18 protein-coding genes are annotated in these 19,313 nt (G+C 62.7%); 16 read left to right on the forward strand and 2 right to left on the reverse strand.

What is annotated here, in order from left to right:
• The first annotated feature begins 78 nt into the window (after positions 1-78).
• From C0V82_RS04095 to C0V82_RS04115, 5 genes are all read left to right on the forward strand, one after another.
• Positions 79-1,143, forward strand: coding sequence for a hypothetical protein (locus tag C0V82_RS04095; protein WP_102111232.1), 1,065 nt, complete (start codon positions 79-81; stop codon positions 1,141-1,143).
• A 133-nt stretch (positions 1,144-1,276) separates the two neighbouring features.
• A complete protein-coding gene (serS, locus tag C0V82_RS04100) occupies positions 1,277-2,551 on the forward strand; it encodes a serine--tRNA ligase (protein ID WP_102113227.1) in 1,275 nt (424 codons plus the stop codon).
• Positions 2,544-3,320, forward strand: a complete 777-nt coding sequence (gene surE / locus C0V82_RS04105; RefSeq protein ID WP_102111233.1) for a 5'/3'-nucleotidase SurE — start codon at positions 2,544-2,546, stop codon at positions 3,318-3,320. The genes serS and surE overlap by 8 nt, the downstream gene beginning before the upstream one ends.
• A complete protein-coding gene (locus C0V82_RS04110; RefSeq protein ID WP_054167594.1) occupies positions 3,317-3,973 on the forward strand; it encodes a protein-L-isoaspartate(D-aspartate) O-methyltransferase in 657 nt (218 codons plus the stop codon). Before surE ends, C0V82_RS04110 begins: the two co-directional genes overlap by 4 nt.
• Entirely contained in the window at positions 3,913-5,235 is a 1,323-nt protein-coding gene (locus C0V82_RS04115) for a LysM peptidoglycan-binding domain-containing M23 family metallopeptidase (RefSeq protein WP_245924147.1), read from the forward strand. Before C0V82_RS04110 ends, C0V82_RS04115 begins: the two co-directional genes overlap by 61 nt.
• A gap of 64 nt (positions 5,236-5,299) precedes the next feature.
• Here C0V82_RS04115 and C0V82_RS04120 read toward each other — a convergent pair whose 3' ends face one another.
• Positions 5,300-6,640, reverse strand: coding sequence for a putative bifunctional diguanylate cyclase/phosphodiesterase (locus C0V82_RS04120; protein WP_158659725.1), 1,341 nt, complete (start codon positions 6,638-6,640; stop codon positions 5,300-5,302).
• 342 nt (positions 6,641-6,982) lie between these two features.
• Here C0V82_RS04120 and C0V82_RS04125 point away from each other — a divergent pair, with 342 nt between their 5' ends.
• The 10 genes from C0V82_RS04125 (at position 6,983) to C0V82_RS04170 (ending at position 17,298) form a co-directional block, all read left to right on the forward strand.
• Positions 6,983-7,774: a YdcF family protein gene (locus C0V82_RS04125; RefSeq protein ID WP_102111235.1), complete on the forward strand. Its 792-nt coding sequence runs from the start codon at positions 6,983-6,985 to the stop codon at positions 7,772-7,774.
• An 80-nt stretch (positions 7,775-7,854) separates the two neighbouring features.
• Positions 7,855-8,841, forward strand: a complete 987-nt coding sequence (locus C0V82_RS04130) for a lytic murein transglycosylase (RefSeq protein ID WP_102113229.1) — start codon at positions 7,855-7,857, stop codon at positions 8,839-8,841.
• 42 nt (positions 8,842-8,883) lie between these two features.
• Positions 8,884-9,912 carry a septal ring lytic transglycosylase RlpA family protein gene (locus C0V82_RS04135; protein ID WP_102111236.1) on the forward strand — a complete coding sequence of 343 codons (1,029 nt, stop codon included), beginning with the start codon at positions 8,884-8,886 and terminating at the stop codon, positions 9,910-9,912.
• Between the two features lie 184 nt (positions 9,913-10,096).
• Positions 10,097-11,269, forward strand: a complete 1,173-nt coding sequence (locus tag C0V82_RS04140) for a D-alanyl-D-alanine carboxypeptidase family protein (protein ID WP_245924148.1) — start codon at positions 10,097-10,099, stop codon at positions 11,267-11,269.
• An 8-nt stretch (positions 11,270-11,277) separates the two neighbouring features.
• Positions 11,278-11,913: a dTMP kinase gene (tmk, locus tag C0V82_RS04145; protein ID WP_102111238.1), complete on the forward strand. Its 636-nt coding sequence runs from the start codon at positions 11,278-11,280 to the stop codon at positions 11,911-11,913.
• A complete protein-coding gene (locus tag C0V82_RS04150; RefSeq protein WP_102111239.1) occupies positions 11,910-13,037 on the forward strand; it encodes a DNA polymerase III subunit delta' in 1,128 nt (375 codons plus the stop codon). The genes tmk and C0V82_RS04150 overlap by 4 nt, the downstream gene beginning before the upstream one ends.
• A 31-nt stretch (positions 13,038-13,068) precedes the next feature.
• A complete protein-coding gene (metG, locus tag C0V82_RS04155; protein WP_102111240.1) occupies positions 13,069-14,616 on the forward strand; it encodes a methionine--tRNA ligase in 1,548 nt (515 codons plus the stop codon).
• Positions 14,616-15,410, forward strand: coding sequence for a TatD family hydrolase (locus C0V82_RS04160; RefSeq protein ID WP_102111241.1), 795 nt, complete (start codon positions 14,616-14,618; stop codon positions 15,408-15,410). Before metG ends, C0V82_RS04160 begins: the two co-directional genes overlap by 1 nt.
• Positions 15,411-15,419: 9 nt before the next feature.
• Positions 15,420-16,214, forward strand: a complete 795-nt coding sequence (locus C0V82_RS04165; RefSeq protein ID WP_245924204.1) for an MBL fold metallo-hydrolase — start codon at positions 15,420-15,422, stop codon at positions 16,212-16,214.
• A gap of 37 nt (positions 16,215-16,251) precedes the next feature.
• The gene (locus C0V82_RS04170) at positions 16,252-17,298 is read left to right on the forward strand and encodes an oxidoreductase (protein ID WP_102111242.1); all 1,047 of its coding nucleotides are present in this window, start codon (positions 16,252-16,254) and stop codon (positions 17,296-17,298) included.
• Between the two features lie 88 nt (positions 17,299-17,386).
• On the opposite strand, the gene C0V82_RS04175 is transcribed toward C0V82_RS04170, so the two are convergent.
• Positions 17,387-18,310 carry a LysR family transcriptional regulator gene (locus C0V82_RS04175; RefSeq protein WP_102111243.1) on the reverse strand — a complete coding sequence of 308 codons (924 nt, stop codon included), beginning with the start codon at positions 18,308-18,310 and terminating at the stop codon, positions 17,387-17,389.
• A 101-nt stretch (positions 18,311-18,411) separates the two neighbouring features.
• Between C0V82_RS04175 and C0V82_RS04180 the strand changes: the two genes are divergently transcribed.
• The gene (locus tag C0V82_RS04180) at positions 18,412-19,278 is read left to right on the forward strand and encodes an NmrA family NAD(P)-binding protein (RefSeq protein ID WP_158659726.1); all 867 of its coding nucleotides are present in this window, start codon (positions 18,412-18,414) and stop codon (positions 19,276-19,278) included.
• The last annotated feature ends 35 nt before the right edge of the window (positions 19,279-19,313 follow it).

Raw genomic sequence — 19,313 nt, forward strand, 5'->3', positions numbered from 1 at the left:
CCCATCCCATCCATGGAATATATTCCCATAATCTGCTAGGATCATGGACCCATCCCTTGCCTTCGGGAGCACCGGCCCATGTCCCTGTCCCATAATCCCTACGATACCGACCACCCCACCCTGACGCCGCAGGAACAGGCAGAGGCCTGGTGGCGCGGCTCCTCCGACCTTCATACCAAGCCCTTCACCGAAGATGTCGGCTTCGCTCCCGATGAGCATCTGACGGAGGGTTACACCTCCCGCAAGGTGACGGATGTCGCTTGGGCCAAGATCGCCTTCCACATCGCGGCGGGCCGCAAGATCAAGGAGATAACGGCGGAATATGGCGTGTCGCGCACCACCATCTGGCGCGCCTTGCAGCGCTCCCACAATCTGCGCCGCCGCATCGCCGAAGAACGCGCCCTGCTGCGGCGGGAGGCGGAAAGCCGTTTCGTCTCCCTGCGCACCCTGGTGGTGGACAGCATCTATCATGCGGTGGCCAGCGGCGACATGCGCGCCACCCTTTGGGCCGCTGACCGTCTGGGCCTGGGCGGGGACCTGCTGCAACCGGCGGAAAAAAAGCCCAAGCCCGGCTATGCTCGCATCCCGTCGGGCTGGTTTTCGCCGGACGATGCCGACGCCATCCGCCTCGACCCCCTGACCGCCCCCTCCGCCGAAGACCCCACCCTCGCCGCCGAGTTGCCCGACCTCTCCGCCCCGTCGGCCCAAGCCGATCCACTCGCCTCGTCATCCCCCCTCTCTTCGTCATCCCGGCGAAAGCCGGGACCCAGGGGCCAAACGCCCGACCCCTCCACTGATCAGGAAGACGCCGAAGACCCCATCCCCAACCCGACCCCATCGACCGCGGACGCCATGGGCCAGTCAGGCGACTACGCCCCCGACCACCCGCCCGAACTGCGCTTCGCCCCACCCAGGCCCCCGGCCCGCGCAAAGGCCGCATGCCCGCCCATGCCCCGTAACCCGGCCGCACCCTTCCGCCCCGCCGCGCGCCGGTGCCGACCGGCCCCGCGCCTGCTGGTCTGGATTCTCCATGAAACCCAGACCGTGCTGGACAATCTGCCCACGGCACCGGGCCTGACCAATACGGTCTGGGCCGAACGCCCCCGCTGGCTGTCCTGGGCACCCAAGCCCGGCATCCTGTGAAACCAAACCCGAAGGGCGGTTGCAGAATGTTTCACAGGAGATAAAGCCATGCCGTGATGTCCGGGCGCTTTACGCGCCGCCTGCCGTGCATCTATAAACGGGGCACCGTTTGACCCTTTGCTTCTGGTTTTCCATGCACGACATCCGTTCCATCCGCGACAATCCCGCAGCCTTTGACGCCGGCCTCGCCCGGCGTGGCGTGGAACCCTTGTCTTCCCGCATCCTGGAACTGGATCAGGAACGCCGTGCCTGCCAGACGCAGGCCCAGGAGCTGCAGGCCCGCCGGAATGAAGCGTCGAAACTGATCGGCGCTTACAAGAAGGACGGCAAGGATGCCCAGCCCCTGCTGGATGAAGTGGCGGCGATCAAGGAAAAGATGCCGCAGCTTGAGGAGCGGGAGAAGGAACTGGGGGCCGAGCTGGACCGGATCCTGGCGTCTTATCCCAACATCCCCGCCGCAGATGTTCCCGACGGCAAGGATGAGCATGACAATGTCGAAATCCGCCGCGTGGGCACGCCGACAGAGATCGCCGGCGCCAAGCAGCATTTCGAACTGGGCGAAGCGCTGGGGCTGATGAGCTTCGATCTGGCGGCCAAGCTGTCGGGTGCGCGTTTCACCGTGTTGCGTGGGCAGTTGGCGCGGCTGGAACGCGCCCTTGGCGATTTCATGCTGGACATCCACACGACCGAATATGGCTATGAGGAAGTGTCCCCGCCGCTGCTGGTCAAGGATGATGCGGCCTTCGGTACGGGCCAGTTGCCCAAATTCACCGAGGACCTGTTCCAGACCACCAACGGTTTTTGGCTGATCCCCACGGCGGAAGTCCCCCTGACCAATCTGGTCAACGATGCCATCCTGGACGGCGAAGAACTGCCCCTGCGCCTGACGGCCCGCACGCCGTGCTTCCGCTCCGAAGCCGGCTCTGCCGGTCGCGACACGCGCGGCATGATCCGCCAGCATCAGTTCTACAAGGTGGAAATGGTCTCCATCACCCGCCCCGACCAATCGGCGGCGGAGCATGAGCGGATGACCGACGCGGCGGAAACCGTGCTGAAGCGGCTGGGCCTGCCGTTCCGTACCGTCACGCTTTGCTCTGGCGACATGGGCTTCACGGCGCAGAAGACCTACGATATCGAGGTCTGGCTGCCGGGGCAGGGCGCTTATCGCGAAATCTCCTCCTGCTCTAACTGCGGCGACTTCCAGGCCCGCCGCATGAAGGCCCGCTTCCGCGCGAAGGGGGAGAAGTCGACCCAGTTCGTGCATACGCTGAACGGCTCCGGCACCGCCGTGGGCCGCTGCCTGATCGCGGTGCTGGAAAATTATCAGCAGGCCGACGGCTCCATCCTGATCCCGGACGCCCTTCGTCCCTATATGGGCGGGCTGGAACGGATTGCCGCGAATGGCTGATTTCGACTTCACCGGCACCCGCATCCTGATCAGCAATGATGACGGCATCCATGCCCAGGGGCTGGCCGTGCTGGAGGCCATTGCGCGGGAACTGACCGACGATGTCTGGGTGGTGGCGCCGGAGACGGAGCAGTCCGGCGCCTCCCACTCGCTGACCATGCATCGCCCCTTGCGCGTGCGGGAACTGGGGCCCAAGCGCTTTGCCGTGGATGGCACGCCCACCGACTGTGTGCTGCTGGCCATCAACCATTTCATGGCCGACAAGAAGCCGGCCCTGGTCCTGTCCGGCATCAACCATGGCAGCAATCTGGGCGAGGATGTGACCTATTCCGGGACCATCGCCTGCGCCATGGAGGCCACGCTGCTGGGCGTGCGCGCCATCGCCATGAGCCAGCGCATGCCCCATGGCGGCCCGCCCAACTGGGCGGTGGCGCAGGCGCTCGGTGCGCAGGTGGTGCGCAAGGTGATGGCCGCCGACTGGCCGAAACTGGTCCTGATGAATGTGAATTATCCCGACGTTTCCGTCGGCGATGTGACCGGCGTGCATGTGGTCCGCCACGGCAACCGCAAGATCGGGGATGAGCTGGACGAGCGGATTGATCCGCGTGGCCGGCGCTATTTCTGGATCGGGGCGGCGCGCGGGGATGATGATGTGCCCGCCGATACCGACGTGCATGTCGTCAATCATGGCGGCATCGCGGTCACGCCCATCTTCCTGGACCTGACCCATTATGGCTGCCTGGAGAACCTGAAAGGGGTCTTCGCATGACCAGCGGGGCGGCGCGCAAGATCAGGTTGCTGATGCTGCTGCGCCGCCAGGGGGTAACGGACGTCAATGTCCTGCGGGCCATCGAGTTGATCCCGCGAGAGCTTTTCGTCCCGCGCCTGTTCCGCGACCAGGCCTACGAGGATACGGCCCTGCCCATCGGCCATGGCCAGACCATCAGCCAGCCGCAGGTGGTGGGCCTGATGACCCAGGCCCTGGAGCTGACCGACCGGCATAAGGTGCTGGAGATCGGCACCGGTTCCGGTTATCAGGCCGCGATTCTGGCCAAGATCGCGCGCAGGGTCTATACAATCGAACGCCACCGCCCCCTGGCACAGGAAGCGGAGCAGCGATTTACCGCCTTGCGTCTGCACAACATGACGGCCAGGGTAGGGGATGGCATCAAGGGCTGGCCCGAGGCGGCCCCCTTTGAACGGATATTGGTCACCGCAGGTTGCATCGGCAATCCACCTCATGGTCTAGTGGAGCAACTGGCGGTTGGTGGCGTGATGGTGATCCCGTTGGGGCCGGATCATCGGGCGCTGAATGTCGTGCGTATCCGCCGTGACGAAGATGGATTGAAGCGAGAGGTATTGTGGCCCGTCAGGTTCGTTCCCCTGCTGCCGGATATCGCACCGGAGACCATATCGGCCTGAAGCGCCGGTCGGGTTTTGCCCTGGCGGCCCTGCTGCTGCCGGGTCTGATGCTGGCCGGCTGCTCGACGGAGGGCGACCTGCCCAGCAAGGCGGCGCGCGCGCCGGCGGCCCCCATAAATTCCATCTTCGTCTCCCGCGGCGACAATCTCTACAAGCTGGCGCAGCAATATAATGTGCCTGTCCGTGATCTGATTGAGGCCAATGGCCTGACCGCACCTTATATGCTGCAGCCGGGGCAGCGCCTGCTGTTGCCGCTGCCCAAAGTGTATATCGTGAAGCCCGGCGACACGCTGTACGGCCTGTCGCGGCAATATCAGGTGGATACCGCTGAACTGGTCCGCCTCAACAATTTGCAGCAGCCCTACACGCTGAAGGCCGGTCAGACCCTGCGCCTGCCGGGCCAAAGCCCGGTACCGGCCAGCACGACCTCCATCGCCTCTGCCGCCGCACCTGCTGCCAAACCGCCCGGCATGCCGGCACCGGGCCGTAAGCCCGAAGTGCCGCCCGCTGCCAGTTCCATGCCTACCGAACGGGCGCAGCGCCCGACCGTGGAGGTGGCAACCCTGCCACCCCCGCCCTCCACCGCTTCTCCCACAACGGCGCCCACCCGACCCTCTGTTGTCGCACCGCCGCCCACCGCCTCCGGCGCGGCGCCGGGCCGTAAGGGTGTGGAGACGGAAGCCCTGGCCCCGCCGCCCGCTACTCCGCAGACCCAAGCTCAGGCGGCGCCCGCCGCCGTCGCGCCCGACCGACGTCCGGCGCCGCCACCGGCCATCACGACCCCACCGCCTGCATCTGCTCCGGTGGCCGAACCACCCCCCACACAGGTCGCCGCCGCCCCGCCTCCGGCTCCCCCACGGGAAGAGGCGGTGCCCGCCCGTGCCGGCAACCGTTTCCTCTGGCCCGTGCGCGGCACCATCCTGTCAGGATTCGGGGAAAAGCCTGGTGGCCTGCGCAATGACGGCATCAATATCGGCGCGCCGCGCGGCACCGCCGTGGCTGCTGCCGAAAACGGCATCGTCGCCTATGCTGGCAATCAGCTGAAATCCTTCGGCAATCTGGTGCTGATCCGCCATGATGGCGGCTGGGTCACCGTCTATGCCCATCTGGATGCCATTGGCGTGGAGCAGGGGCAGCGCGTGACGCGCGGGCAGGGGATCGGCACCGTCGGCCAGACGGGCAATGTCCGCTCACCGCAGCTGCATTTCGCGGTGCGTAAGGGCGAACAGGTCCTGAACCCCGTCGATCAGCTGGAAAAATAGCGGCGAAGGACAAGGTATCCCTTGCCCTTTCCGACATCATTCCTAAATCAAGCTTATATCGGGTTCAGACCGGCTTGGCCGCATGCCGGATGAATTCGGCGAAACCGTCCGCCGGCATCGGGCGAGCGAACAGGTAGCCCTGGCCTTCCTCAACTCCCAGCCGCTTCAGGATTTCCCACTGCGCCGGGGTTTCGATGCCTTCGGCCACGACCTTCAGGTCCATGGCCTGTGCCATGGCCACGATGGCCTCCACAATATGGCGGGTGCTCTGGTCCCGTTCCATATCCATCACGAACTTGCGGTCCACCTTCAGGCAGTCCAGCGGCAGTTCCCGCAGGTAGGACAGTGAAGAGTATCCAGTTCCGAAATCATCCAGCGCGAGCGCCACGCCACGGTCGGCGATCCAGCGCATCTGCTGCAGGGCACCCTCAAGGTCTTCCGGCAAGATGGTTTCCGTGATCTCAAGCTGCAGAAGATGCGGCGGTATACCACTCTCGGCCAGCAGCACATCAATCAGGGCCGGCAGGTGGCCCCAGCGGAATTGCCGTTCCGACACATTCACAGCGATCTGGATCGGCGGCAGGCCGGCATCCAGCCATTCGCGGATCTGCTTGATGGCGTTGCGCAGGACCCATTCCCCGATGGGAACGATCAGGCCCGTTTCCTCCGCCGTCGGGATGAACACGCCGGGCGGCACCATGCCCCGCACGGGATGGCGCCAGCGCAGCAGCGCCTCACCGCCCACCGGTTCCCCACCCTGGATGGCGACCTTGGGCTGGTAATGGAGGACCAGTTGGTTGTCGCGGATGGCCGCGCGCAGCTCATCCTCCAGGTCCAGCCGTTCCTTTAAGTCGTCGCGCATGGCGCGCGTGAAATGCAGGTAATTGGCCGTACCCGATTTCACTGCCTGTTCCAGCGCCACGCAGGCGTTGCGGATCAGCGAAGGGCCATCGGTGGCGTCGTTGGGCGATACCGCCACGCCGATCTTGGCCGACACGAACAGCTGCTGCCCTTCGACAATGATCGGTTCGACCATGGAATTGGCGATGGCCGATGCCGCAAACAGCGCCTTGCCGGCATGGTCCAGGCCCGGCAGGAAGATGGCGAACTGGGTCTGTGCGAAGCGACAGATCAGATCGTTGGCGCCACAGACCGGCATCAGGCGCTTGACCAGGGTCGCCATGGCCTGATCGAGGGCCTGCTGACCATGGACACGGAACAGCTGCGGCATGCGGTCAATCTCGACCACCAGGATACCCGCAATCAGCCGCCCATCATGCTGGGCCAATATCTCGGCCACGCGGTTGGCAAAGGGCCGCATCTCCCAGACGCCGGTAACGGCATCGCGGGGGATGAAGTCGGCAGCTTGACCGCCATCCGTATTCAGTATCTTGGACAAAGTCACGACAGCGTTGTTCCGTGGTCCAGGCATCAGATCGGGGAATGTTTGGCGGACAAGAACTTGACCATATGCATCATCCTACCTGCTGCCCTTATCGCGGGTTTCCACGGCTGTTCCGGCATCCGGGCTCCCGGCCCCCTGAAATCTGTTCAGCCGGCGATACATCGATGGTGCATTCCGGCATGTCCAAATGACAGGGTAGGCAAGATCATTGCACATCCAACCCCTCGATGGAACGCATCAATAGCGGCACCGATCATTTTCTGACACTCTTTTCGGCACCAGTTTCTTATAACCATAGAAAAGAACGTTCGTTAAATTATTGATCTTTTTGGAGAGCCGGGGATGGAGTTTGCGCTGGGTAAACTGTTCGCAGCCGTGACATCGCCCGGCAATCTTCTGCTGCTGCTAATGTTGGTGGGTCTCATCACGGTTTTGGCCCGGCGGCGCTCGGGCATGGTTATTCTGGCTGCGGGCTTGTTCCCCTTGCTGATCATTGCTGTCACCCCTGTTTCCACATGGGCACTCCTGCCACTTGAGGAACGGTTTTCTAAACCGGACCTGACGATGATCTCACCGGTTGACGGCATCATCGTCCTGGGCGGCGCGCTGATGCCCATCGCTTCGCGCGAACACGGCGCACCACAGCTGACGCGCGATGCCGAACGGCTGACGGTGCTGCCGGGACTGATGCGGCGCTTTCCGCAGGCCAGGGTGGTCTTCACGGGCGGCAGTGGCGACCCGCGCTATCCCGATGACCGGGAAGCCGCCTTCGTCTTGGCTCTGCTGGCCGATTGGGGCGTCGATACCGCCCGGATCACGCTAGAAGATTCCTCCCGCAACACCTGGGAGAATGCGGTGAACAGCGCGCCTTTGCTAAAAACCGGCGAACATTGGCTGCTGGTGACGTCCGCTTCCCATATGCCGCGCGCCATGGGCGTTTTCCGGTCCGTCATGCCCGATGTCCATATCACGGCCTTTCCCGTCGCCTACAACGCCAACCGGACAGAGGCTGACCGTTTCGGCCTGAACCTGACCGACAATCTGGACCGGTTCGACAATGCCGCTCATGAATGGCGGGGATTGATTGCCTACCGTCTCGCCGGGCGTATCCCGACGGTATTACCCTCTCCCTGACGCTTGCCCCTTTCCGCCCGCCCGTGCCACAACCGATGGGATCAGGCACTGCGGAAGGGCCCCAGATGATGATGCACGCGATGCGAAGCCGCCTTCGGGGCCTGTTGCCGGCTTGCCTTCTGCTGAGCGCGTTGATGGCCCCCGCGGCACAGGCCGCACCGGATTTCCAGCAATGGCTGGGGGAGCTCAAGGCCGAAGCGCTGCGTGAGGGGATCCGCCCCGCCATCGTGGACACGGCCCTGACCGGTGTTGTCCCCATCCCCCGCATTCTGGAGCTGGATGGCAAGCAGCCGGAACGGACCATCACCTTCGACACCTACCTGTCCCGGTCGGTCACCAAGGCACGCATCAAGAAGGCGCGCGAACGTATGGTGACGCATAAGGCATTGCTGGCGGAGATATCGAAGAAGTACGGCGTTCCCGCCCGCTTCATCGTCGCCCTGTGGGGGATGGAGACGGATTTCGGCGGCAATATGGGTGGGTTCAAGGTGGTGGATGCGCTGACGACGCTGGCCTATGACGGCCGCCGCAGTGCCTTTTTCCGGGGTGAACTGCTGAAGGCGCTGCGTATTCTTGATGAGGGCCACATCGCGCCCGACCGCATGCTGGGCTCCTGGGCGGGTGCCATGGGGCAGTGTCAATTCATGCCCTCCAGCTTTTTCAAGTTCGCCCAGGATGGAAATGGCGACGGGAAGCGGGACATCTGGACCACGCATGCCGACGTCTTCGCATCTGCGGCCAATTATCTGGCCACCGTCGGCTGGAAAACCGACCAGACCTGGGGCAGGGCGGTCCGTCTGCCCAAGGGTTCTGATTCGGCGTCCTGGGCCGGTTTGGACAAGCAGGCGCAGCCGCTGTCCGTCTGGGCAAAGCGCGGTCTGCGCAGTTCAGACGGTAAACCCCTGCCCAAGGCCAAGATCGATGCCTGGCTGGTGCAGCCGGATGGGCCAAAGGGCAGGGCATTCCTGGTCTATGGCAATTACCGGACCATCATGGACTGGAACCGGTCCACCTATTTCGCAACCGCGGTCGGAATTCTCGCCGACCATATTGGCTCCGGTAAATGAGTTGATGTAGGCTGCGGCCACAATTGGTTGGGGTAGGGAAGTATGGCGCGGGCAAATCTTGTAAAACTGGCGGTCCTGGGTGTCACCATTGCGGGGCTGGCCGGCTGTTCCTCGCCGCCGCCGCCCAAGCCCCCGGCTGCTGCACCCGCACCGGTGGAGCCCAAGCCCACGCCGGGCGGCAGCTATAAGGTCGGCAACCCCTATCAGATCGACGGCGTCTGGTATTACCCCCGCGTCGACTATTCCTATAACGAGACAGGTATCGCCAGCTGGTATGGCCCCGGCTTTCATACCAAGGTCACCGCCAATGGTGAGGCCTATAACGAGAATGAGCTGACGGCCGCCCACCAGACCCTGCCCATGCCCAGTCTGGTGCGCGTCACCAATCTGGAAAATGGCCGTTCTATCGTGGTGCGTATCAATGACCGTGGCCCCTTCGTGTCGGGCCGCATTATCGATATGTCCCGCCGTGGTGCGCAGTTGCTGGGCTTTGACCAGCAGGGCACCGCCAAGGTCCGGGTTGAGGTTCTGGCGGAGGAAAGCCGCGCCATTGCCGCCGCCGCCATGAATGCCGCCTCACAGGTTGCGGGCGTCTCCCCCGATGGCGGCCCCGTGCCACAGGCTGCCCCGCGCCCCAGCGTGACGGTGGAATCCACGCCGCTGGCCCCGCCGGCCGGGACCAAGGCCGCCCCCGGCAGCGCCATTCCGCCCAAGGTGGCGCAAGCAACGCCGGCCCCGGCCCGCACCATTGCCGCCCCGACCAGTCTGGCGGGCACCACCACTGATGACGGTCGCTTCCTGCCGGCCCCCGTGGTTGAACAGCGTGCGGTTCCGGCCAAGCCGGGCAAGATCTATATCCAGGCTGGCGCCTTCGCCAGCTATGACAATGCCAACAAGCTGCGGGCCAAGCTGAGTTCCATTGCGCCGACCAACCTGTCGAACGCCATGGTCAATGGCACGCAATATTTCCGTGTTCGTGTCGGTCCGTTCGATCAGGTCGAACGCGCCGATCAGGTGCTGGCCCAGGTTCTGCAGGCCGGCACGTCGGAAGCAAAGATCATCGTGGACTGATGCCGGTTCCCGGCCACAGAAACCTAGCCGGCACCGTGTTTCACGATGTTGCACAATGTCGCGGTGGCGGGCAGGGCTGGACATGTCCACCTCGCCCGTCCCACTGTCGCCCGGGGGTCTGGCCCCCACCTGTTCCTGTTGTGAAGGGTTGATGAAAGAGATGGATATTCGGATCGCACATCGGATGAAGGGCGCCGCCCGCAGCGTTGCCGCGGCCCTCCTGTTCACGGTGTCGGCGCTGCCCGCGATGGCGGCCGATCTGGACACCATCGCCAGGGAAGCCATCCTGGTCGATGCCGAAACCAACACGGTCCTGTTTGAGAAGAACGCGGATGAGCGGATGCCCACGTCGTCCATGTCGAAGGTGGCAACTGCCTACATGCTGTTCGAACGCGTCAAGGAAGGCCGCCTGTCGCTGGACGACACGCTACCCGTGTCCGAACGCGCCTGGAAGGTCCAGGGCTCCAAGATGTTTGTGGAACTGGGCAACAACATCAAGGTTGAGGATCTGGTCCGTGGCATGGTGATCCAGTCGGGCAACGATGCCTGCGTGGTCCTGGCCGAAGGAATGTCGGGTACCGAGGAAGCCTTCGCCGCCGCCATGACCAAGCGGATGAAGGAGCTGGGCCTCAACAATACCAACCTGATGAACGCCTCGGGCATGCCCGACCCGAACCATTATTCCACGGCCCGCGACCTGTCGGTCCTGGCCCGCCACCTGATCCGGGATTTCCCTGATCATTATCACTATTATTCAGAGCTGGATTACACCTATCACGGCATTAAGCAGGGCAACCGTAACCCGCTCCTGTACCGGAACATGGGTGTGGACGGCATCAAGACCGGCCACACAGAGGCTGCCGGTTACGGCCTGATCGCGTCCGGGGAACGCGATGGCCGGCGTCTGGTACTGGTCGTCAATGGTCTGCCCAACATGCAGGCCCGCGCCGATGAAAGTGCGCGTATACTTGAGTGGGGCTGGCGGGAATTCGATAATTTCACCCTGTTCAAGGCGGGGGAAACGGTAGACAGCCTGCCCGTCTGGCTGGGCGTGGCAGAGACGGTGCCGCTGGTCATCCAGGATCAGGTGAAGATCACCATGACCCATGATCAGAAGCAGAAGATGAAGGTCAGCTTCAAGGCCGACAGCCCGGTTGCGGCTCCCGTCACCAAGGGCGCCAAGTTGGGCACGCTGATCGTCACCGCACCGGGTCTGGAGACGCTGGAACTGCCGCTGCTGGCTGGTGCCGATGTGGCACAGCTTGGCCTGTTCGGTCGCATGGGTGCCGCCCTGTCGCACTTCTTCGGCGGGTCCAGCCAGCCTGCGTCGCCCCCGGCGCCGGCCCCGGCACAGTGACGGTCGGCATGGGACGCGGGCGCTTCATCACGTTGGAGGGCGGCGAGGGGGCTGGCAAATCCACCCAGATCCGCCTGCTGGCCGACGCTCTGCGCGCCGGCGGCATCGACGTGGTGGCGACCCGCGAACCTGGAGGATCGCCGGGCGCGGAGTTCATTCGCAATATGCTCGTGAATGGTGATGTTGGACGTTGGTTGCCAACATCTGAAGCGCTTTTGCTGTCCGCTGCGCGGCATGACCATGTCATGCGGAAAATCCGGCCCGCGCTAGATGCTGGACAATGGGTGCTGTGTGACCGTTTCGCCGACAGCACCATGGCCTATCAGGGCTATGGTCACGGCCTGGATCATGGCGTGCTGACGGCGCTGCGCGATATCGCCGTGGGTGATACGAAACCCGACCTGACCCTGATCCTTGATATCGATCCAGCCCAGGGTCTGGCCCGTGCCGCCTCCCGTCGCGGGGGTGAGGATCGGTATGAGCGAATGCATGTCGCGTTCCATGAGCGGTTGAGGGAAGGCTACCAAGCCATTGCAAGGGCTGAACCTTCCCGCTGCGCCATCATCGATGCCTCTGCTGGAATTGACGCCATTCAGGCTGCCATCCGTGCTGCCATCGCCGACCGACTGGGGGTGGCGCTGTGAGCGGGCAACCGCATGAGGCGGATGACGCGTTCAACCCGCGTCGTAATACCCATCTGGAAGGCCATGGTGCCGCACAGAAATTGCTTCTGGATAGCTGGAATTCCGGTCGCATGCATCATGCCTGGCTGATCGGTGGGCCGCCCGGCATCGGTAAGGCCACGCTGGCCTTCCGCATGGCGCGGTTCGTGCTGACCAAGGGGCTGCCAGGGGAGCAGGAGATGGGCCTGTTCGGCCCGCCGCCCGACCCGACCAGTCTGGTGGTCGATACAGACAGCGCCGTCTGCCACCGTATTGCCTCGGGCGGTCATGCCGACCTGCTGACGGTACAGCGTACCTGGGATGAAAAGCGTAAGCGGTTCAAGCGAGACCTGCCCGTCGATGAAATCCGTAAGATCGCGCCGTTCCTGCGCTTGACGTCGGCAGAAGGCGGCTGGCGGGTGGTAATCGTCGATGGCGCCGATCAGTTGAACACCAGCGGTCAGAACGCCATTCTGAAGATCCTTGAAGAACCACCCTCCAAAGCCTTGATATTGCTGGTGGCCGATAATGTCGGCGCCATGCTGCCCACTATCCGGTCGCGCACCCGCAAGCTTGCGCTCGAACCGCTGAGCGAGGCGCAGGTGAAGGCACTGCTGTTCCGCTATCTGCCCGACCTGGAGGAGGCGGAACGTACGGCCCTGGCCCGCCTGTCTGAAGGCAGCATTGGTCGCGCGATTGAACTGCATGCAGCCGGTGGCCTGACCCTGTACAAGGCCATGCTTGGCGTCTTCGACAGCCTGCCCAGGCTCGACATAGTGGAGGCCTATACCTTCATTGACGCCACCTTACGTGGCGGGAATGAGGAGGCGAACTGGGTCGCCGTCACCGAACTGATCGGCTGGTGGCTGGGCCGTGTGGCCCGCGCCGGTGCCCGTGGCACCATCCCGCCTGAGGTCGTTCCCGGCGAAGCCGCCCTTGTCCATCGCCTGATGCAGGGGAGCCAACGGTCGGGTAACCTTGATCGCTGGGTAGAGGTGTGGGAGAACACGAACCATATGTTCGCCAAGGCGGAATCCGCCAATCTCGACCGGCGCCAGACCCTGATGTCGGTGCTGTCGCGGATCGAAGCGGCCGCTGCCGGCTGAACACCGTCCTATCGCTTCGCGGAGAAGTCCCATGTCCGGGCGCGCGCCCTATTACATCACTACGCCGATCTATTACGTGAACGATGCGCCGCATGTCGGCCACGCTTACACGACGATCGCCTGCGACGTGATGGCCCGCTTCAAGCGGCTGGATGGTTTTGACGTCAAGTTCTTGACCGGCACCGACGAACATGGCCAGAAGGTCCAGAAGTCGGCCGAGGCGTTCGGGACGACCCCGCAGGAACTGGCGGATAAGAACTCTCAAAATTTCAGGGACTTGGCCAAGCTGCTTAACGTCAGCAATGACGATTTCATCCGCACGACGGAGGCCCGCCATATCAAGGCGGTGCAGTTCCTCTGGGAACGCCTGCTGGAAAGCGGCGACGTCTATCTGGGCAGCTACAGTGGCTGGTATTCCGTCCGTGATGAGGCCTACTATAACGAAGACGAACTGACGGAGCGCGATGGCAAGCGTTTCGCCCCTACCGGCGCGCCCGTGGATTGGGTCGAAGAACCCAGCTATTTCTTCCGCTTGTCGGCCTATGCTGAACCGCTGCTGAAGCTGTACGAAGAGCAGCCGCAGTTCATCATGCCGTCAGGCAAGCGGTCGGAAGTGATCAGCTTCGTCAAGGGCAGCCTGCGTGACCTGTCGATCAGCCGAACGACCTTCGACTGGGGCATCAAGGTTCCCGGGGACGACAAGCATGTGATGTATGTCTGGCTGGATGCGCTGGCCAACTACATCACCGCCGTCGGCTATCCGGACACCACCGGCGATTTCGCGAAGTTCTGGCCCGCTGACCTGCACATGGTGGGCAAGGACATCCTGCGCTTCCACACCGTCTATTGGCCGGCCTTCCTGATGGCGGCCAAGCTGCCGCTGCCGCGCCGCGTCTTCGCCCATGGCTGGTGGACGGTGGAGGGTGAGAAGATGTCCAAGTCGCTGGGCAACGTAGTCAAGCCCGCCGACCTGATCGAAACCTATGGCCTGGACCAGACCCGCTACTTCCTGATGCGGGAAATCCCGTTTGGCAATGATGGCGACTTTTCCAAGCGTGCTATGGCGCAACGGATCAATGTCGATTTGGCCAATGGTTACGGCAACTTGTGCCAACGCGTTCTTTCCATGATTCAAAAGTATCATGGCGGCCAGTTGCCGGCCCCAGACGCGCTCAGCAATGAAGACCACGCGCTGCTGAATGCCGCCAAGGGCATGTTGGATGCCGTGCGCGCCGAACTGGACATTCAGGCCTTCAACAAAGCGCTGGACGCGATCTGGCACGTCGTGGACGAAGCCAACCGCTATGTCCAGGAAACGGCTCCCTGGACCCTCGCAAAGACCGACACGGTGCGGCTGGGCACCGTGCTGTACACCCTGACTGATGTCATTCGCCAACTGGCGATCATGACCCAGCCCTTCATGCCCGATACCAGCAACCGCATTCTGGATTTGCTGGCAGTGTCGGCGGACCAACGTGGCTTTGCCAATCTGGCGGCCAATCCGCTCTCGCCCGGCACGCCGCTTCCGGCCCCGACACCGGCTTTCCCGCGCTATGTCGCGCCGGAGGAGGCGAAGTGATGCTGGTCGACAGCCACTGCCATCTGGATTTCCCCGACTTCGCGCCGGAGCGTGACGCGGTGGTGCAGCGGGCGCGGGATGCGGGAGTGGGCCTGATGCTGACCATCTGCACCCATATCAGCCGCTTCGACCAAGTGCATGACATCGCCATGAATTATGACGATGTCTATTGCACCGTAGGTGTACATCCGCACCAGGCAGCCGAAGAGTTCCCGTTGTGCACCGAGGCTGAACTGCTGCGTCTGGCAAGGCAGCACAAGGTGGTCGGCATCGGGGAGACGGGGCTGGATTATTTCTATGACAAGTCACCGCGCGATGTGCAGCAGGAAAGCTTCCGCCGCCATATCCGCGTCTGTCTGGAAACCGACCTGCCGATCATCGTCCATACCCGCGATGCGGATGAAGATACGATCCGCATCCTGCGGGAAGAGGGGCAGGGGCGTCTGCGCGGCCTGCTGCATTGCTTCAGCAGCAGCCGGCAACTGGCTGAACAGGCTTTGGAAATCGGCTTCTTCATTTCGCTCTCCGGCATCCTGACGTTCAAGAAGTCGGAAGAGTTGCGGGATACCACCGCCATCGTGCCGATGGACCGGTTGCTGGTGGAAACCGATGCCCCTTATCTGGCGCCCGTGCCTATGCGGGGCAAGCGAAATGAGCCTGCCTTTGTCGCGCACACGGCCCGCACCCTGGCAGAGGTGAAGGGCGTGGACGTGGCCACCATGGCATCCGTCTCCACCGCCAATTTTCTGCGCCTTTTCAACAAGGTGCCGGCCCCGGCTCTGAAGGCGGCGTAAGTGTCCGCGATGGATGATCTGCGCGTCACCATCCTGGGCTGCGGCGGGTCGGGCGGGGTGCCGCTAGTCGGCAATGTCTGGGGCAATGCCGACCCGGCAGAGCCCCGCAATCGCCGCCGCCGGCCCTCCATTCTGGTCCAGAACCGGGACACGACCATCCTGGTCGATACCGGTCCGGACATGCGCGAACAGCTGAACGATGCCGGGGTGAAGCGGCTGGATGGGGTACTCTATACCCATTCCCATGCCGATCACGCCCATGGCATTGACGACCTGCGGGCCGTGAACTGGCTACAACATGCGCCGGTACAGCTTCATGGTGACGCCAAGACCATGGACATCCTGACCCGCCGCTTCGATTACTGCTTCGCGGCGGCAGAGGTTAAGCCACCCTTTTTCCCGCGTCCTGTCCTGATACCAAATATCATCAATGGCCCTTTGACCATTGGTTCCATTGAGGTTTTGCCGTTCGTGCAGGATCATGGCTATTCGGAAAGCTTAGGGTTCCGTTTTGGCCCCATCGGCTATTCCACCGACGTCGTTCATCTGTCGGACGAAGCGTTCGATATCCTGGCCGGGGTCGATACCTGGATCGTTGATTGTGTGCGCATCGAACCGCCGCATCCGGTCCATGCCCATTGGGAGATCACGCGCGGCTGGATCGAACGGCTGCGCCCCCGTCGGGCTGTTCTGACCCACATGAACCAGAGCATGGATTACGCCAGCCTGCGCGCTATGCTGCCGCCGGGGGTTGAACCTGGCTACGATGGCATGGTGCTGATACCGGGCGGGCAGGGGGACTAGACATCCTTCCATAATTGATTGTTTTGAAAGGAAGAGAATGGCCACGCTGCGCACCGCCCTTGTTGGCTTCGGTTATGCTGGCCAAACCTTTCATGCGCCCTTGATCGCGGCAACGGCGGGCCTGGAATTGGCCTGCATCGTTTCTTCAAATGCTGGCAAGGTGCGGCAATATTGGGGAGAAGATGTTGCTGTCACGCCAGACATCAACGTGGTGCTTGCCGATTCCGGTATCGATCTGGTGGTGATCGCCACACCCAACGATACCCATGCCGATCTGACACGGCGCGCGCTGCTGGCGGGCAAGCATGTGGTCGTGGATAAGCCCTTTACGGTTACGCTGGACGAGGCCCGGGCGCTGGCCGCCCTGGAACAGCAGACAGGCCGGGTTTTATCTATTTTCCATAATAGACGGTGGGACTCTGATTTCCTGACCCTGTCACGCTTGATCAAGGATGGGACCCTGGGCCGTGTGACACAGTTTGAAAGCCATTTCGATCGGTTCCGGCTGGTCCCACGCGACCGTTGGCGTGAACGGGCAGGCGTGGCTGGTGCTGGCCTCTGGTACGATTTGGGCCCGCATATCCTAGATCAGGCCTTGTGCCTGTTCGGCAGGCCAGTCGACTTATTAGCCGATATCGCTACACAACGGCCCGGTTGCGGTGCCGCTGACTATTTCCACGCCATCCTACGCTATGCTGACGGTCTGCGTGTGATCTTGCATGGATCGATGCTGACGGCAGACAATGGTTTGCGTTTTGCAGTGCATGGGGACAGCGGCAGCTTTGTGAAGCACGGCCTTGATAGCCAGGAGGACATGCTGAAGGCAGGTCTGGTGCCAGGCTGCGATAACTGGGGCTGGGATCCGCGACCAGGTCAATTGACCCGCATTGGTGCTGATGGAACCATGACAGCCGCAGCCCATGTGGGCCTACCGGGTGATTATCGCTGCTATTATGCAGGGGTGGTAGACGCGATCAGAGGTCTGCAGCCAAACCCGGTCACAGTCCGTCAGGCCATAACGGTGATGGAGATGATTGAGGCCGGTGTGCAAAGCGCATTGACAGAACATATAGTAAAGCTTTGATGGGTTGTTAATTTCCATAATCATAATTATCACTTTAGGAACTGTAGGCGGGGTGGACTCTATCTTGAAGTACGACTCTTGTTAAAAATCAATCACTTACTGCTGCCCCTTCACGCAGTGCGCTGACGACTTCCCGCCGGAACCAAGTGTGTGCCGGGTCGTCCTGAAAACGTTCATGCCAGACGACTCTGACATCGAAGCCCGGAAGTTCTACAGGCGGCGGCAGGATGGCCAGCGGTGCCAAGACGGCGATGCGCCGCGCCAGACCGGATGGCACGGTCAGGACCATGTCGGTCTGTGCCACAACCAACGGCGCGGCCATGAAATGTGGCAGGCGGACAGCGACCTGACGGGACAGGCCCCGTGTTGCCAAGGCCGTATCAACGGCGCCACCGCCGCGCCCTGTCACGGTGACCAGGATATGGGGCATATCGACAAACCGCTTCAGGGTCAGTCCCTCCGTCACTACCGGATGGTCGGCCCGCACCAGACAGGAGAAGCTGGAATTATAGACCTTGGTTGCGTGAAAACCTGCCCGAATTTGAGGATGATAGCCAACCGACAGGTCAGCTTCCCCCGCCTCAACCGTGCCCAACGGATCCGTGCGGAAGCTGATGACCTCCAGTTCGACGCCGGGCGCTGTCCGCTGCAGGCGGTTGGCCAGGGTTGGCAGCAACTCCATGCATTGCACATCGGGGCACAGGACGCGAAATCGCCCCTGGTGCCGTGCGGGATCAAACCCCGGCGACATCAGCACGCCGCGCAGACCTGCCAAGGCCCGTTGCAGCGGTTCTTCCACCGCCATTGCGCGCGGCGTGGGTATCAGCCCATAGACCCCACGCACGAACAGCCGGTCATCGAACAGCGCCCGCAAACGACCCAACGCGCGGCTCATCGCCGGCTGCGACAGGCCAACCGCTTCCGCCGCCCTGGTCACGCTGCGTTCCCGCAACAGTGCTTCCAGCGCGGTCAGCAGATTAAGGTCAATGCCAGCTAAATTCACTTGGTGCATATTGATTATATTTCACATTCATTTTTTGTATGTAAAGCATTTTGTCATTCTCCCCCTTGACCGGGGCCGTAACGGCCCCTGATCTGAGAATGGAGAAGAGGATGTCGTTGTTTGCTGTCGCCGGCGTTTCCGGCAATACCGGTGCAGCAGTTGCCGAAGCGCTGCTGTCCATTGGTCATGGCGTGCGGGTCATTGTACGCGATGCGGCCAAGGGCGCGTCGTGGGCCATGCGGGGGGCGGAGGTAGCGGTAGCGGACCTAACCGATGCACCCGCCCTGATCCAGGCCTTGCGCGGGGCTGATGGCGCCTTCGTGTTGAGCCCGTCCCGCTATGACATTCCCAATCCTATCGAGGCGGCGTCCGACCTTGGGCATGTGTTGGCAGCTGCCAGCAAGGCGGCCAAACTGCCGCTGACCGTGGTCCTGTCCTCTATCGCTGCCCAGCACACAGCTGGAACCGGTATGATTAAGACCAACAACCGGGTCGAGGCGGCATTCAAGGCGGCGGGTGCCAATGCCACATTTCTGCGTGCGCCCTATTTTCTGGAGAATCTGCTTCCGGTGCTGTCGGTGATCCAGGAGCAAGGGCTGTTGCCCAGCCTTATTGACCCGGACCAGCGTATGGACATGATCCCGGTCCGCGATATTGGCGCGTCGGTCGCTGACCTTTTAACCGGCATGGCTGCCCCTGCCCCAGTGGTCGAACTGCACAGCGTAAAGCCTGTCACCATGCGGGAGGTTGGGGCGGCCTTTGCCGATAGGCTGGGTAAGCCGGTACACGTGCTGGCCCTACCGGTCGCTGGATGGGCCGATGCGGTAGCGGAATGGGGTATGCATCCCGCAATACAGGCGGAGTTCGTCGAGATGTATAAGGCCATTGCCGACGGCATTGTCGATTGGGATGGGCATCAAGCCCTTTATGGCCGTACGACCCTGGCTGACTGGGCAGGCCTGATCCTCGACCGCTGATAAAAATAGGGCCGGACGGTCACCCGTCCGGCCCA

It is taken from the genome of Niveispirillum cyanobacteriorum, assembly GCF_002868735.1.
Lineage (GTDB): Bacteria > Pseudomonadota > Alphaproteobacteria > Azospirillales > Azospirillaceae > Niveispirillum > Niveispirillum cyanobacteriorum.